Source organism: Tessaracoccus yangjingae, from assembly GCF_054483935.1.
Window position 1 is genome coordinate 913800 of sequence record NZ_CM137014.1, and the last position, 18589, is coordinate 932388.

The 18589-nt window shown below is 72.2% G+C and carries 1 protein-coding gene (running past one end of the window); it reads left to right on the forward strand.

All coding sequences use genetic code 11. The features are described from left to right. Nucleotides 1-18589, forward strand: the 5' portion of a protein-coding gene (locus ACX1D3_RS04010) for a hypothetical protein (RefSeq protein WP_458995698.1). The gene runs 18332 nt beyond the window's last position; only the first 18589 of its 36921 coding nucleotides appear in the window; it begins with the start codon at nt 1-3; its stop codon lies off the right edge, out of view.

Sequence of the window (18589 nt, forward strand, 5' to 3'; positions counted from 1 at the left end):
ATGGACGCGGAGCGCTCTGCTTCGACCACCCACCCGGGTGACCGTCGCGGCTCCGCCACGGCCTGGAGCCGGGGACATCGCGCCATCGGGCTGGCGACCTCGCTGGCACTCGTCTTCGGCCTTACGGTCTTCATGCCGCAGCAGGCCGCCGCCGAGCGGCCCGCGCCCCCACCGCCGGTCACCGAACCGGCCACCGAATCAGGATCCGCGTCACCGCTATCTGACGCCCCCCGCAGGGTGACGCGGATCCTCAGGCTCCCCGACTCCACCACCGTCGTGGTCCTCCCCGCCGACGAAGCCCGGGCGCGGCTCGACGAGGCACTCGCCGAACTCGAGGCGCAGGTGGAGCAGGCCAGGAGGGTTGAGCAGGAACAGCGGGCCCGCCAGATCCAGGTCCAGCAGCAGGTGGTCCGCCAGCAGCAGGCCCAGCAACAGGTGCGGGCCCAGGCGATCTCGAAGGCGGAGGCCGCCAAGGCCGAGGCCGACGCCAGGCTCCAGGAGGCGCTCGCCGCGCTGGCCAAGGCGCTCTCCACCAGCCAGTGCACCACCGTCGGCGGCACGAACGGACAACAGGCGTCCATCTCCTGCCCCATGGCGGACGGCAGCGAAGCCACCGTCTCGGGTGACGACAACGTCCAGGTGACCGTCCCCAGCGCGTCGCCCCAACCCACGAACTCCGCCCCGCCGGCACCCGCCCCTGACCCGGCCGACGCCGGCGACGCGGCCGAGGAGCCCCAGGGGATGACCGCCTCCAGCCTGCCCAGTGACCCCGTCACGGAGTCGCTGAGCTCGGGTGAGCTCGCGTCTGCACTGTCCCAGGCCAAGTCCGAATGGGAGTCCGCCGGCGCGGACACATCGGGCATCTCCGCCTCGGTGGGGGACCTGTCGGGGCAGGGGCTGGGATCGGCGTCCGGCAGCTCGATCACGGTCGACGCCGACGCCGCCGGATGGGGCTGGTCCAGGATGAGCCTGATCACCGTGGTGCGCCACGAGGTGGGCCACGCGCTGGGCCTCGGTCACAGCTCGGGCCTGATGGACGACACCCTGGAGCCGGGCGAGAGCCACGGGGTGAGCGCCTCGTACCTCCCCGAGCCCGAGCCGGAACCCGCGCCCGAGCCCGAGCCCGAGCCCGAGCCTGCGCCTGAGCCCGCCCCGGCCCCTGCGCCCGAGCCCGCCCCGGCCCCTGCGCCCGAGCCCGCCCCGGCCCCTGCGCCCGAGCCCGCCCCTGCGCCTGAGCCCGAGCCGGCCCCGGCACCTGAGCCCGAGCCGGCCCCTGCGCCCGAGGCTCCCGGCGATCCCGCGGTGGAGGCCCCGGCCGACCCCGTCGCGGATGCGGCGGCCACCGACGCGGCCGCCACTGACGCCCCGTCCGCCGACGACGCAGCTGCGGTCGGCGACCCCACAGAGCCCACCGCCGTCGAGGGCGGCACCGTGACTCCGGCCGAGGCCGTCGAGTCCGGAGAACCCACCGGCCCCACCCTCGCCTCGGAGACCACCGCCGACGAGACCACTGCGACGGCTGCCGCATCCCCGGCCGCCGGCTGGAGCGTCACCGGCACCACCGCGACTCTCGAGGGCTCTGGCGGCACGCTCGGCGTCGACTCCGAGACGGGTCACCTGCTCTTCGTCGACGAGGACGGCACCCCGCACGCGGTCCCCACCGCCGGGCTGGTCACCATCATCGTCAACGCGGCCGGCGGCACCGTCGTCATCACGGGCGAGATCCGGATGACCGACTCCGGTGCCGAACTGACCATCCGGGCGCGGCAGATCACCGTCACGCCCGGCACCGTCGTGGACACCGGCTCCGGCGCCATCACCCTGAGCGCCTCCGACGAGCGCGAGTCGGGGGCCACGGCCTCCGTCCTGGTCACCGACGCGACACTCTCCGGCGGCGCGATCATGCTCGAGGCGCACGCCCGGGCGCTCGGCGCGCTGGTGGCCTCGTCGTCCGCTGCCGTCCTGGTCCGCGACTCGCGCCTCCTCGCCGACGGCGACGTGACCCTCTCGGTCTCCTCGGACGCCCGGGTGGTCTCCGCGACCACCGACGGCTCGCGCCGAGAGGTGGATGCTTCCCTCATGGCCGCGTCCAGCTCGGCCCGCGCGGGCATCGACGGCGGCTCGGTGCAGACCCTCGGGCAGCTCGCGCTGCTCGCCCGCAACAACGCCGAGCTGGCCGGTGCCGCCGTCGCGGCCGCCGGACGCATCGACCGCGACACCTCCGCCTGGGTGGACGGCGCCGACGTCGACGCCGCCGGCGTGACGGTGGACGCCCTCGCCACCGGGACCCTCTCGGTGGACGCCATGCCCGGCCTGCCCACCGCCGCCAGCCTGTCCGCGGCCGGCCTGTCCGCCGCCCAGATCGCCGCGCTCACCAGGGCCGCGCAGGGCCCGGGCGCCGTCGCCCTCGGCCTCCTCCGGAGCCTCACCCAGGCATCCGTCGCCCGCGGCACCTGGAACCTGGCCGGCAACCTCGCCGTCGGCGCCACCTCGTCCGATCGTTCCTCCGTCCGGGCCGACGGCGGCACCAACCGGGGGATCGCGGTCCTGCTCGCGGACTCCAGCACCCAGGCCGAGCTATCCGACGCCACCGTCAACGGCGCCGTCGACGTGAGCGTGGAGGCCGGAAGCACCGAGACCCGGGCCGTCACCGTCCTCGGCGCCGGTGGGCTCGCCCTGCTGGTGTCCAACGCCGCCACCGCGTCGACGATCGGCGCCGGCGCCCCGCTGTCGGCCACCGGCGACGTGCTGGTCGCGGCACGCCAGGCCATCGACGCCTCGGCGACGGCAGACGGCATGGCCCTGATCCTCGGCGCCCACACGGTCGACGCCCGGGTGCTGCGGGCACTCCTCGCCGGCTCGATCGACATCAGCGCCCTCGACGGCTCCGTGGTGCGCGCCACCTCCCGCCCCGTCGTGCTCGTCACGGTCCCCACGCTCATCGACGCGCTGACGCTGGCGGGCGCGCCCGCGGCCGCGACGGCAGGCCTGGCTGTCGCAGTCGGCGCAGTGCCGCTGTCCTCGTTCGCGGCGACGGTGCTCGTCACCCGCGTCGACACCGTCGTCCCCCCGGCCGCCCCCCTGACCTCCGACGGCCCCATCAGCGTGACCGCCGTCACCGCGGGCAGCGCCTCGGCCACCGTCCACAGCGTCGAGAAGGCAGCCACCGGCCCGGTGCTCTCGCTCACCTTCGCCCGCCTCACCGCCGCCGTGCGCGTGCGCTCCACCGTCATCACCGACGAAGACCTCGAGGTCTACGCGGGCCGCGGACCCCCGGCCGCATACGCGACCTCAAGCACCTCCATCGCCCCCAGCCTCCGCGGCACCGCAGTCGATCTCGTCACCTACACCGCCACCGTCGAGCAGACGGACGCAGCTCCGGTCATCACCGTCGAGCAGCCCGCAGCTCCGGTCACCCCCACCACCGTCGAAGCCCCAGCCGGCGCGGTCCTCGTCACCGCAGCCCTGGGCGGCACCCTCACCGCGGGAGCCGCGACCCTCACCTTCGCCCCCGGCTCCCTCCGCGCAGACGCATGGGTCACCATCACCCCGCGCAGCGCCGCCGTCGCCGGCCTCCGCACCGCATCGCTGGTCTACGACCTGCGCGCCGTCGACGCCCGCACCGGCGAGGAGATCACCACCTTCCTGATCGACCCAGTGCTCACCGTGGCCGTCGCCGACGACGCGGCCCGCATCTGGTACGTCGCCCCCGACGGCTCGGTGCAGGCCATCGCCACCACCCGGAACGCGGCCACCGGCACCATCACCGCGGAGCTGCCGCACTTCTCCGACTATGTCGCTGGATCGCCGTTGGCCACCGTGGTGGACCACATCGCCGCGATCCTCCAGCAGTACCTCGCAGACGCCGGCCCCATCAACCACGTGTTCGGCGACCTCGTGCTCGGCGACGCTCTGAAGCTCACCGGGTGGACGCTCAGCTTCACCGTCCCCACCAGCGCGGGCGCGGGCGTCTACAACGGCTCGGTGTCCTTGACCGGAGCGCTGGCGCTGGACCTCACCGTCGGCTCCTGGCGGATCACCGCGTCCGCGACGCTGGCCGGCACCTACGTCCTCACGGCCGACGCCCTCGACGCCGGCGCCCTGACGCTCGCCGTCACGGGCCTCGCCGTCACCGTCTACTCCGGCGGCACCGAGGTGGCCTCCTTCGCCGCCGCCGCCGCGACCGTCAGTCAGTCGGGCGCGGACGTCACCATCACCGCCAGCACCATCACCGGCAGCTTCGGTGGGGGCGACGAGCTGACCATCGCCGCGACCTCCCTCGCCGTGATCTCGCACGACGACACCGGCGACGTGTCCCTCAGCCTCACCGGCGCCTCCGTCACCGTCGGCGGCAGCACCGGCGTCAGCCTCACCAACGCCAGCGTCGCCTACGACGGGACCTCCGGGCTGACGGTCGACGCCGACCTGGCCGTCGCCGTCGGCGCCCTGAACCTCACCGGCTCCGTCCGGATCACCCACGCCGACGACGTCCTCACCCTGGCCGTCACCGACCTGGCCGCGAGCATCGTCACCACGGGCCAGAGCGTGGTCGTCTCCGGCGGGTCCGGCACCCTCGTCCTCGGCACCGAGGTCTCGGGCACCCTCACCGCGACCCTCGTGGCCTCCGGCTACATCGACGCCAGCCTCGCCGGCACCGTCACCTTCGGCGGCGGCACGGTCCGCGTCGTGCTGGCCGCCCGCAACCTGGTGCTCGACCTCGACGGCGGGCTCACCGTCAGCGACGCCGTCGTCGGCCTGGTCCTCGAGGTCACCGACACCGACACCGCCTACGCGCTCGACGCCCGCGGCACCGTGGCGCTGACCGGCTACGCCGACGTGGCCCTGGCCGGCGCCTTCACCGTGCGCGTCAACACCTTCGAAGCCGCCGTCGACGAGACGGTCGCGTTCGCCGACGGCTCCGGCGACGTCACCATCGAGTTCGCCGCCCCCGACGAGGTGAGCGACGGGACCGACCCGTACCTGGCGTTCAGCGGCATCGGGCTCACCATCAGCGTGCTGGGCCAGCAGCTCACCGCCGACCTGGCATTCACCGAGACCTCCACTGGGTTCACCGTCACGGTGGCCAACCTGAGCCTGCTCTTCACCGACGGCGGCGCCCCGATCGCGTCCTTCACGGGCGGCGCGGGGTCGCTCACCTTCGTCGAGACCAGCAGCTCGATGACCGCCACCCTGTCCGGCAACCTCAGCATCACGGTGCCTGGGCTCGCCTTCTCCGGCGCCCTGAGCCTGGGGCTGAGCACGGTGGCCGGCAGCGAGTACGTCCGGGTCACCGGCGGCCCGCTCAGCCTCACCGTCGGGGGCCAGTCGGTCAGCTTCACCAGCATCGAGGTGGCCCGGGTCACCGTCGACGGCGTGACCTCCACCCGCATCCAGGCCTCCGGCGGCACGCTCGCCCTCACGGCGTCCGGCCCGACGAACCTCCTGACCGCCACCGGCATCTCGGGCGATCTCACCATCACCGCCGCCGGCGTGGCCGGGCGCCTCGAGGTCACCACCCTGACCACCGCCATCACCGGGCTGGCGTTCAGCGGAACGCTGCGCCTCGCCGTCAACACCGGCGCGGCCGCCGTCGGCGACCTGCCCGCCGGGCCGTACCTGCGCGTCGAGGCAGGCGCCACCCTCACCGTCGCCGGGCAGAGCCTCTCCGCCGCCGTGACGTTCGAGCGCGGCGTCGACTCCACCGGGGCCGTCGTGGTCCGCGCCGGCCTGGCGAACGGGTCGCTCACCTTCGTCGCCGGCACCACCACGGTGCTGGCCGTCAGCAACGCGAGCGGCGCGCTGCTGGTCACCTCCGCCGGCTTCGCGGCCAGCCTCGCAGGCACCGTCGCAGTCGGCCTCCCCGGCGTGTCGCTCACCGGCACCCTCAGCGTGCAGATCAAGAACTTCGCCGCCGCCGTCGACACCACCGTCTCCGTGGGCGGCACCGACCAGTCGATCGTCCTTCCCACCGGCACCTACCTGCGGGTCCGCGGCGAGAACGTCGTCCTCGAGGTGGCCGGGCAGAAGATCTCCGGCACCGTCACCGTCACCCGCGCCACGGACGTCACCGTCGCCGTCGAGGGCGGATCGCTCAACTTCGGCGACGGCGCCGTCACCCTCACCGGCATCACCGCGACGCTCACCGCCGGGCAGACCGGCATCTGGGGCAGCTTCACCGGCACCCCGTCGCTGAACCTCCCAGGCCTCTCCATCACGGCCACCTCTCTGACCGTCGAGTTCAATACCGACACCCTCACCACGCAGGGCGGCATCGCGCCGGACACCGTGCGCGTGGGCGCCACCGGTCTCGCGGTCGCGTTCGCCGGCGTCAGCATCACCGGCGGCATCTGGGTGGAGAGCAGCGCCGGCGTGCTCACCGTCGAGATCAGCGGCGGCACGGCCTCCCTCGGGCCCGTGACGCTGGCCTCGGTCAACGGCTCCCTCGTCGTGGCCCCCGACGGCGTTGCGGGCGTGCTCAGCGCCACCGTCACGCTGCCCACCATCACGGGGATCACCTTCGGCACCCCGAGCTTCACCGTCCAGGTCAACACCGCGCCGTCGCCGCGCAGCGTCGCCGCCGTGGATCTTCCCGCCGGCCCGTACCTGCGCGCGTACATGACCGGGCTCGTGGTCACCGTCGGCTCCGAGGGGTCGTTCACCGCCGACGTCGCGATCACCCGCTCCGGCACAGGACCCACCGCCGAAACCGTCATCGCGGCCACCAACGTGACCGCGACCATCGGCGGCGACGGGCTCTACGAGGGCCAGGGCGCCCTCATCATCCGCGCTGCCGGCATCGCGGGCTTCGTGTCCGGCCAGGCATCGGCCGGCGGCTCCGGGGTCAGCATCGAGGGCTCCGTCCTCCTGCAGATCAACACCATGACCACCGCGATCGACACCGTCGTCGACGTCGGCGGCACCGACGTGGTGATCAAGATCGCCGCAGCCCCCGCGGCCAACGACCCCTTCTTCAGCCTGACGGCCTCCGACGTCACCGTCACCATCGGCGACTTCATCACCATCGAGGGCAGCGTCACCTACAGCGACGCCGTCGTCGGTGGCGCCCCCGCGCAGGTGTTCGCCGGCAGCGGCCTCTCGATCTTCCTCGGCCGGGGCCCCGCCTACACCGCCGACGGCGCCATCAACCCGCTCGCAGTCGGCGTGCTGCTCACCGACGCGACCATCGGCGTCGTCTCGATCGGCACCGGCCACGCGTTCGTGGCCACCGGCACCGTCAGCCTCATCGGGGTGCCCGGCGTGACCGTCACCGGCACCACGAGCGTCCGGATCAACACCACCGGCCAGGCCGTGAACACCACCATCGAGATCCCGGGCAGCACCGAGCCGGGCGTCGCGGTGGTCTTCGAGGGCGCGGCCGAGGTCAAGCAGTTCCAGGTCTCCGCCGCCACGCTCGCCTTCGCCGGCCAGTCCCTCACCGGAACGTTCTCCTTCGGGCGGACCACCGAGGAGATCACGCTGGGAGTCACCGGCGGCGCCATCGCGCTCGGAGACGCCGTCACCCTCGGCGCCATCACCGGCGGGCTGGTCATCCGTCCCACCGGCATCGCGGGCACGCTCAGCGCGAGCCTCAGCGTCCCCGCCGTCGGCCTCACCGTCGCCTCCGCCGGCATCGCCGTCAACACCACCGCCGCCGAGGTACTGGTGGACGCCGTCACGCTGCCGGCCGGGCCGTACCTGCGCGTGGCGCTCACCGGGGTCACCCTCACCATCGCCGGTCAGAGCCTCGAGGCCGACGTGGCGATCGAGCGCCGCACCTCGGGCGGCGTGGCCACCACGGTCATCGGGCTGGAGAACGTCGAGCTGTTCCTCGGCGACGACCGCGGCACCACCAGCGGCAGCCAGGCAGACCTCGACGACGACCTCGGGGTGCGGCTCAACGCGGGGTCCGGCCTCATCGTGCTCACCGGCACCGGCGTCGCGGCCCGCATCGAGGGCACCCTGAGCGTCCAGCTGGGCTCCGCCGCCTCCCTCGACGGCGCCCTCAGCCTCGCGATCAACACCACCAACGCCCGGGTCACCGCGTCCGTCCTGGTGGGCACCCAGACCCGCACGCTCGACGTGGAGGCCGGGCCGTACTTCCGGTTCGAGGGCACCGACCTCGCCCTCACTGTCCTCACCGACTACGTGATCAGCGGCAACGTCTCGATCGAGCGGGTCACGCCGCTGACCGCCTCCGGAGTGCCGGACGCCACGCGCGCCATGCTGCGGATCGCCGCCACAGACGTCTCGCTGGACCTCGACGGCGTGGCCACCCTCACCGGCGGCACCGCCCTCGTGGTGCTCAGCTCCGCCGGCTTCGCCGGCCGGATCACGGGCGCGATCAGCCTCGCTGTCCCGCAGGTCAGCCTCACGGGCACCATCGCCGTCGAGATCAACACCACCGCGTCCTCGGTCGACGAGTCCTTCACCATCGGCGGCGAGACGATGACCCTCGACCTTCCCGAGGGCGGCGCCTCCGGTTACGTGCGCCTCGCCGGCACCGGCGTCACGCTCACCATCGCAGGCCAGAGCCTCACCGCCGACGTCGTCGTGGTCAGGAACGGCACCACCACCCAGCTCGAGATCCGGGGCGCCTCGCTGGTGCTGGGCGGAGACACGCCACTCGTCACGCTCGCGCAGCCCGCTGCCGGAGACCCCGGCGACCTGGCCCAGATCACCCTCACCTCCGCCGGCATGTACGGCGCCATCGCCGTCGACGTCACCGTCGCGGTCCCAGGCGTGTCCATCACCGGCACCGTGACCATCGCCTTCAACACCACCGCGTCGGCCCAGGCCGTCTCCGGCTGGGCGTCGCTTCCCGCCGGCCTGCTCCGCCTCGGCGGCCAGAACCTCACCGTCTCCGTGCTGGGCCAGACGCTGGTGGCCGACGTCACGCTGGAGCGTCGCACCACCTCCGCCGGCGCCGTCGTCACCCGGATCGGCATCGCCAACGCCCAGCTCACCGTCGGCCCGCTCACGGCCGGCAGCGGCACCGGCCTCTTCATCGTGAGCGCCACCGGCGTCGCGGGCACCCTGAGCGTCGCGATCACCGCCAACAGCGGGCCGTTCACGCTCGGTGGCACCGTCGAGCTGCAGGTCAACACGACGAACGCGCGCGTGACCGAGACCCTCGCGGTGGGAGCCGGAACCGTCTCCATCGACGTCCCCGCAGGCCCGTACCTCCGGCTCTCCGGCACCGGCGTCACGCTGGGCATCCTCGGCCAGAGCCTCCGCGGCGACATCGCCGTTGAGCGCGTCACGGCCGCCAGCGGCACCATCACCCGCGTCGCCGTGGCCAACGCCGAGCTGGCCATCGCGGCCGGCACCGCACGTCTGGCCCTGACCGGCGGCACGGCGCTTTTCGTCCTGCCGTCCACCGGTGGCATGGCCGGCCGGGTATCCGGCACGGTCGCCTTCAGCGGCGTCCCCGGCGTGGCGGTCTCCGGGGCTCTCTCGCTGGAGATCAACACCACCTCCGGTCTGGTCACCGAGACCATGGGCGTGGGCGCCGGGAGCGTCACGGTCAACCTCCCCGCCGGCGGCCCCGGGGGCTACCTGCGCTTCGTGGGCACCGGCATCTCCATCGTGATCGCGGGGCAGAGCCTCAGCGCGGATCTCACCATCGTCAAGGCCGACACCACCCTCACGGTGACGGTGGCCAACGGATCGCTGTCCTTCGGTCCCGCCGGATCCCCGCTGGTCAGCGCCACAGCCATCAGCGGCACCCTCACAGCCGCGCCCACCGGCCTCACAGGCTCGCTCACCGCGACGCTCCAGGTCGCGATCCCCAGCGTCTCCCTGACTGGCACCGTAGCGGTCGCGGTGAACTCCGCGGCGGGAACCCTGGCCGTCGACGTGACGGCCGTGAACCTCACGATCGCCGGCCAGTCGCTCGGGGCCACCCTGGTCAGCGTCCGGAGGGCCGCCAACGGCGACGTGTCGCTGTCCGTCGACAACCTCACCCTCAGCCTCGGCACGTTCGTCACGGTCACCACCTCGCACAACTGGGACGGCGCGCTGCTCGTCACCGCACAGGGCGTCGCGGGCTCCTTCAGCGGCAGCATCACCGGCGTGTTCGACCTTCCGGGCATCACCGTCGCCGGGAACGTCCGGTTCGCCGTCAACACCATCCCGTCGGCCGTCCGCCGCCCGGACCTCGGCATCGACGTGCCCGCCGGCACCTTCCTGCACGTCGAGATCGCCGGAGGTTCGCTGACGATCGCCGGCGGCCCGGTCTTCTCGGGCAGCTTCCTGATCAGCCGCACCGGCACCGACACCGTCATCGCCTTCACCGGCGTCTCGGTGACACTCGGCAGCGGCAACGACGGCTTCAGCGTCACCGACGGCCAGGGCGCCTTCCTGCTGCTGGCCGGCACCGGGCTCACCGGTGGCATCGCGGGCCTCTTCACGGGCGCCGTCGCGGTATCCGGGGGCGCGTTTGAGGCCGGCGCGGAGATCAGCGTTCGCTACAACGGCACCAATCAGGCCATCAACCGGACCATCACGGTGGCCGGCGTCGACATCCCGATCGTCTTCACCGCCGCCCAGGTGGCGGACGCCGCCGGCCCGTACGTCAACGCCGCCATTTCCGGGGCCCTGAAGATCGGCGACTTCGTCGAGATCTCCGGCACCGTCGAGTTCGACTCCGCCGGTGGCACCGTCTCGGTGTCGAACCTCACCGTCTTCGTCGGCCAAGGCCCCGGCTTCATGGAGGACGGCACCACGCTCAACCCGCTGGCCAAGGGCCTGCTGCTCACCGGCGTGAGCGGCCTCATCAAGGGCAACGCCACCACCGGGCGCGTCATCGCGATCAGCGGCACCGTGCAGCTGATCGGCTTCACCGGCCTCACGCTCGCGGGCACGCTTCAGGTCCTGTACAACGAGACCACCACAGAGCAGGTTCTCGGGTCCGGCGACGACGCCGTCACCCTCGCCGAGGGCACCGCGCTCGCGCCCTTCATCCTCGTGGTCGGCGACCTCGACCTCGGCATCGCCGGGCAGACGCTCACGGGCTCGTTCGCGTTCGAGACCTTCACCGGCGGCGGGCTGCGGATGAAGTTCGGCACCTCCGCGCGCGACGGCGGCACCCCGCTCACCCTCAGCCTCGGCGACGGCGTCGTCGTGGCCACCGTGGCCTCCGGCGAGCTGGAGCTCACCCCGGCCGGCGTGGCCACCGTCCTCGTGGCCACCCTCGCCCTCAACGCGGGCGACGCGTTCGAGCTCACCGGCACCATCGGCCTGCAGATCAACACCACCACGGCCGTGCGCACCATCGGCGGCGTGGCGCTGGCGCCCAGCTCCCTGCGCGTCCAGGTCGGCACCCTCGCCACCCCCGCTGTGCTCACGGTCAGCGGCCAGGAGCTCAGCGGCGTGTTCCTGTTCACCCAGATCCTCGGCCCCGTCGCCCCCGGAGCTCCCGCTGGCACCGTCCCGCCGAGCAAGGCCATCATTGTGGCCTCCGCCCTGACCCTGACCATCGGCACCCCGACGGCCGGCGTGCAACTCACCGACGGCTCGGCGTTCTTCGTGGTCACGGAGGCCGGCGTGGCAGGGCGCGTCAGCGGCACCGTCACGTTCCTCATCCCCGCAGGGATCGTGAAGTTCAGCGGCACCTTCACGGTGGCCGTGAACTCGGGTGCCGCCGTCGACGAGACCATTACCCTCGACGGCACCACCGTCGTCCTCGACCTCCCCATCGGCCCGTACCTGCGCGTCGAGGGCACCGGGGTCGCGCTCGAGGTGGCCGGGCAGCGGATCACCGGCGACTTCACCTTCACGCGGCAGGGCACCTCGCCCAACTTCACCACGCAGATCACGCTCGCCAACGCCCGCGCCGCGTTCGGCGACGGCACCACCGAGTTCGCAGTGTTCACCATCACGGCCGGCTCGTTCACCATCGACGCCTCCGGCGTCACCGGGTCCGTCACCGGGACCGCCGCGCTCACAGTGCCCGGCGTCGACCTCACCGGCAACTTCACCATCACGCTGGCCGCGGCGACGAGCAGCCTCTCGGTGACCGTCACCTCGCTGCAGCTCACCGTCGGCGGGTTCGTGCTCAGCGGCGGCAGCCTGACCTTCTCGCAGACGACGGTCGGCGGCGCCAAGGTCATCAACGTGGCCGTCACCGGCCTCACCGCGAGCTTCGGCGCCCCCATCGGCACGCTCACCTTCAACGGCGCGTTCCTCATCGGGCCCGCAGGATTCGCCGGAAAGCTCTCGCTGACCGACACCAACATCCAGCTGGGCGGCGGCTACTCCGTGGCCGCGGCGAACCTGCGCCTCGAGATCAACCGCGCCACGCAGGCCGTGACGCTGGCAGACGGCAGCACGCTCCAGGCCGGCCCGTACCTCCGCATCGTCGGCGAGGGCATCGTCGTGCAGCTCGGCGACATCAGGCTCACCGCCTCCCTGGCCTTCCAGCAGGCCACGAACTCGGCGGGCCTCACCCGCACGGTCGTCGCGGTGGCCGGCGGCAGCGTGCAGCTGGGCGAGGACGCCGCGATCCTCACCGGCGTCGACGGCCTCATCGTGCTGACCTCCGCCGGCATGGCCATGAGCCTCGCGGGAACGCTGAACCTCGGCTCGCTGCTGCCCTCGGGCGTGACGGTCTCGGGCGCGTTCTTCCTCCAGATGAACCAGGCGACGGTGCGGGTGACGGAATCCGTCACGCTGGGGGGCCGCACCGTCGCCCTCGACCTCAAGGCCGGCCCGTACGTGCGCGTCGGCGGCACCGGCATCACGCTGGCGATCGCCGGCCAGTCCCTCACGGGCGACGTGGCGTTCGAGCGCTCCGGCACCACCACCACGATCGTCCTCGCCAACATCGGCCTGAGCCTCGGCGACGGCGTCCTCACCCTGAGCGGCGGCGCGGGCACCCTCACCCTGGCCCCCGGAGGCATGTCGACGACTGCCGCGGGCATCGTGGGCACCGTCTCCCTCAACGTGCCCGGCGTCGCGCTGACCGCCGAGATGAAGCTCGTCATCAACACCGCCACGTCCACGCTCGAGATCAGCGCCAACGCGCTCACCCTGGACATCGCCGGCCAGCGGCTGAGCGGCAACTTCACCTTCGCCCAGACCGGCGTCGGCGCCGCCCGCGTGGTCAAGGTGACGGCCTCCAACGTCGCGCTCTTCCTGGGCGACAACAAGGGCACCACGGCCCCCGACGACGACACCGGCCTGCGCCTCACTGGCGGCTCCGGCGTGCTCCTGCTGACGTCCGCGGGGATGGCCGTCGACATCGAGGCGACCGTCAACCTCGTGGGCCTCGGCGACATCCCGATCAGCCTCGGCACCGGCCTGACCTTCCGGCTGCAGATCAACACCGCCCCCACGCCCGTGAGCACCACGCTCGGCGCCACCGTCATCGCGCTGCCAGCCGGCCGCTTCGTGCGCGTCTCGGTGACCGGCGACATCACGGTGTTCGGCCAGGAGATCGGCGGCACCTTCCAGTTCGAGCAGGTCGCCAGCGCCGGAGCCGACCGCCGCCTCGGCACCACCGACGACGTGTCCAGCCTCAAGATCGCCGCGACCGGCGTGCACCTGTTCGTCGGCGACGACGGCGGCACCGAGGTCGAGACCGACGACGTCGGGCTCAGGCTCAGCGGCGGCACCGCCCTGCTGCTGCTCACCCGCGAGGGCATCGCAGGCTCCATCTCCGCCACCGCCGCGATCCGGCTCGGCGAAGGCATCGAGGCGTCGGCCACGGTGGCCGTCGAGATCAGCGACATGCGCCGCACCGTCGCCGCCAAGGTCGTCGGCGTCGCCGTCGACGAGACCTTCGAGGTGGCGGGGGAGACCCTCCAGCTCAGTCTGCCCGCCGGGCCGTATCTCAAGGTCTCCGCGACCGCCGTCACCCTGTCCATCGCCGGCCAGGTGCTCACCGCCGACCTCTCCTTCGAGAAGTCCACCACCCCGGGCGCCGACGGCACCCTCAGCACCACCGGCGACAACATCACCTCCACCAAGATCCGCTTCGCCAACGTGGGCCTCCGGCTCGGCACCCCCGACCGCGACATCGTCGTGGTGCGCGACGGCTCCGGCGCCTTCGACATCGTCTCGGCGGCCCAGGCCACCGCGGCCGGCGCCGGCACCAAGGCGGGCATCGCGGGCATGATCTCGGCCACCGTCGAGCTCTACATTCCGGGCGTGTCCTTCTCCGGCACCCTCGGGGTCCGGGTCAACACCCTCACCGGCAGCTGGGACGTCGACGGCGTGACGCTGACCCCCGGCATCGCGGTGGCGGCCGACGACATCTCGCTCGAGGTCATGGGCCAGAAGCTCACCGGCGACTTCGCCTTCCAGAAGAACGGGACCACCGGCGAGATCACCCTGGCGCTCAACGACGTGTCCCTGCAGCTGGGCGACGGCACCACCACCTTCGTCACCGCCACCGTGGCCACCGGCATCATCATCGTCACCCGCACCGGCATCGCCGGCGCGCTCGTGGCCGGCATCACCGTCAACCCCGACGCGGTGCCGGGCGCGGTCATCGATGTCGACGCCGTGATCCAGATCAACAACACGCCCACCCAGGTCACCCGGCCGAACGTCATCGTGGGCGGCGTCTCCCGGACCATCGACCTGGCACCCATGAGCCTGCTCGTGCAGGTGGGCCTGCCCGGCGACCCGTTCGAGATCGAGATCTTCGGCCAGAAGCTCTCCGGCGTCGCCGTCTTCGAGCAGCGCAGGACCGCGGCCGGCGCCAAGATCGTCCGCATCGCGTTCACCGAGGTCTCCCTCTTCATCGGCGACGACGGCGGCACCGATGCCGACACCACCGACGACACGGGCCTCGTGCTCACCGACGGCCAGGGCGCGTTCATCATCACCCCCAACGGCACCGCGGGCGAGGTCTCCGGCACCGTCGAGCTCGTCGGGCTGCCGCTGCGGATCGAGGCCCAGCTCACGCTGCAGCTGAACTCCATCCAGGTGGGCGGCCAGGGCGTCGTCGTCACCGAGGTGTTCCAGTTCGCCGGCGTCAACGTGCTGACCACCGTGCAGGGCACGGGCCTGCTCAACGAGGTCCAGCGGATCGACGTGCAGGCGCCGTCGGGCACCTTCACGCTGGCCATCGACGTGAACCTCAACGGCCGCATCGACACCGCCGAGATCAGCGCCCCCATCGCGGTGGGCGCGGCGGGCAGCGTGGTGGAGGCCGCACTGGACGCGCTGATCGGCGGCGCCGGCGTCGATGTCGCCGAGATCCCCGACGGCACCGACGTCGTCGGCTACACCGTCACCTGGGCGAGCACCGGCAACAAGGCTGCGATCCAGGCCAACGTGCGGCTGCTCACCCTGCCGAAGGGCCCGTTCCTGAGGGTCGCGGCCGAGAACATCGAGATCGAGTTCGTCATCGATGAGGCGCCCGACCCCGACGACACGTTCCTCATCACCGCGGACTTCGTGTTCGAGCGCCTCGGCAGCGGCCCCACCGCCATCACCCGCATCGCGCTGGCCAACCTCACCATGGGCGAGGGCCAGGCGATCGGTGACGTCGACGCGGCCGACAATCCGGGCATCGTGTCGGGCAGCGGCTTCATCGTGATCTTCCCTGCCGGGGCCGTCACCAAGCCGGCTACCACCAGCCCCGTGGCACCTGCGGTCACCACCGCCACCGGCGGCGTGGCGGGCATCATCACCGGCCAGGCCAAGATCACCGTCCCGGGCTTCACCGGCGGCGCGTCCATCGGCTTCAAGTTCAACACCACCGGCGAGGTCGTGTCCCAGTCCATCGTGGTCGACGGCGAGACCATCAGCCTCGACGTGCGCGCCCCCAGCGCCAGCGAACTCACCGGCGTGTTCGAGTTCGTCGTGCAGGACCTCGACTTCAGCTTCGGCGATCCGCCCGTCCTGGAGATCCGCGCCGGCGAGTTCAGCATCTCCGGCGGCGCGTTCGACGGCACCGGCCTCGAGATCTTCGTCGGCTCCGGCCCCTCGAAGGTCGGCGGCGCCCTCAACCCCAAGGCCATCGGCGTGCTGATCAGCAACGCCTCCGTCTCCTTCCGCACCGACGCCAGCGGCTGGGCCATGCGCGTCAGCGGCACCTTCGGCCTGCTCGGCCTCGACGGCCTCAGCCTCACCGGCCTGGTCCAGTTCCAGGTCAACACCTCGAGCACCAACCGCTTCACCAGCCTGCAGAGCGTCGGCACCATGACCGGCGTCAACGGCGTGGATCCCGACACCTTCAACTTCGCCGTCAACAACGCCGTGCTCACCGCCGGCGACATCGTCACCCTCGGCGGCAGCCTCCGCATCACCCGCCAGTCCACCGGCGCCCTCGACGTGTCGCTGTGGAACGCCACCGCGCTGATCACCGTCGGCGGCACCGATGTGGTGCGGCTGCGCGGCTTCGCCACCTTCTCGATCTCGCCCGCGACAGGCTTCCAGCTCGGCGTCTTCAAGGTCACCGACTTCAGCATCTTCCCCCAGGACGCCACCACCCTGCCGACCCCTGCCGACCCGCCCGCGATCATCACCGGCGACCTGGTGACCCCGCGCGCCAACATCGTCTACCAGGCCACCGGGCTGGCGACGCTCGAGGTGGCCTTCCGCACCACCGAGGGCACCATCAACGCGCTGAGCGTCACGGACTCCGACGCGGAGTTCACGGTCACCATCGGCGGCGTCGAGTGGACCCCGTCCAACCCCGTCGCGGTCTCCGGGAAGGTCAACACCTGGAGCTACACCCTCACCGCGCCCAGCGGCGCGAACCTGCCGAGCTCCGGCATCGTCGTGGTCCGGTTCATAGACGGCCGGGTCACCGCGACCACCTCCGGCGCCGACGCTCTGCTGCAGGCCGAGGAGGAGCGCTTCTACCTCTTCCGTCCCGCCACCGGCGGCCAGCTGCCCGGACCGGTGGCCACCATGACAGTGACCACCATCAGCCTCGCGCAACTCAACGCCCAGGGCTACGTGGACATCACCTACACCTCGCTGCCCGCCACCACGGGCGCCACCCCGCTGCCCATCAACAAGTCCTCGATCGAGTCCGCGACGGTGGCGCCGTTCACGATCAGCGGCCAGATCGGCGACCTCGAGGTCATCGCGGGCGTGCCGACACTCATCGGCGCCCCCCTGCTGATCAGCGGCAAGGCCGCCGACGCCACCTCCGTCACCTACCGCTACTACCTCAAGGACAAGAACCGGAACAACACGCTCGGCCTGTTCACCGGCACCGGCCCCGTCCTCTTCCAGCTTCAGGCCGACAAGGTAAGCAGCGGGTCCGGGATCACGCTCGCCAACAACACCGCGCAGACGCTGACCCTCAACGTCAGCGCCAGCCCCATCGGTGAGGCCACCACCGGTGGGCCCATCGCGCTCGGCCCGCTGACGCTCCAGGGTCCCACCGTCGGGCTCGGCGGCTTCGGCTTCGCCGACGGCAAGCTCGTGCTGTCCGTCATCCTCGGCGTGCAGCGCGCCTCGCTGGCCTTCGGCGGCAATCCCACCACCGGCGCCCAGTCCGCGGCCCAGACCGATTCCGGCGTCACCGTCGACCTCATCGGCCTGATCGGTTCCTTCGAGCTGGCCGTCGACGTGTTCGGTCTGCTCGGCGGCAACGTCGACATCCAGGCCACCGGCAAGTGGGGCATCCAGATCGCGTCGCTGGACGCGCAGATCCCGAACGTCGCCCGGATCCAGGCCACCGGCATCCGGTTCGGCTACGACCCCAAGGGCGCGGCCGACCAGGAGATCATGCGGATCAACACCGCCACCATCACCTTCCCGTCGTTCGGTGTCACGGGCAGCCTCCGGCCCTACGACCCGGCGCTCAGCTCCAACATCACGCGCAACAACGACCAGGCGCTCAGCACCGGCCAGATCCCGGGCCTCACTATCTACGGCAACGGCTTCCGGCTCGGCACCGCCGAGCTGGCCTACGGCCTGCCGCCCACCGCCGGCCCCGTCGACCCCGGCAACGCCATCACCGCCACCGCCGCCGACAAGAAGATCACGCTCGGCAGCATCCTCGAACTCGACGACATCCGCATCGGCATCTCCGGTCTCGACGTCCGCTTCCCCGTGGCCGGACTCCCCACCCCCGGCGGCCTCGCGGGCTTCACCGGCCAGATCTACATCGCCACCGGCGGCGCGAAGCTGTTCCCCGGGAAGTCCTTCGGCGCCACGCTGAGCGACCGCGTCACCGCGGACGACAAGCGGCCCGACGGCACCATGGACGACGAGGCCTTCCGCATCGCCCTGACGTTCGCCGGCGGCAAGGTCCAGGCCTTCCAGCTCACCGTCGACACCCTGGAGATCCGCCTCGGCACCTTCGTCACCCTCACCGCGCGCGACTTCCGCCTCGACACCGGCGCAACCGGGTCGGCCCTCATGGCCAGCTTCGGCGCCGTCGGCGCCAAGGTGACCATCGGCTCGCTGGTCCTGGCCGGCGAGGGCCGCAACTTCGCCATCACCGGCGACGGCTCCTTCAAGGCCCTGCCCGGGTTCGGCGTATTCCTGTCCATCGGCTCCGCCACCGGCGACAGCTTCAAGTGGCCCTCCTTCCTGCCCGTGCGCATCGACGCCATCGGCATCCAGTGGGACGACGTGGAGAACGCGCCCGAGGACTTCGTGCTCATCCTGTCCGCCA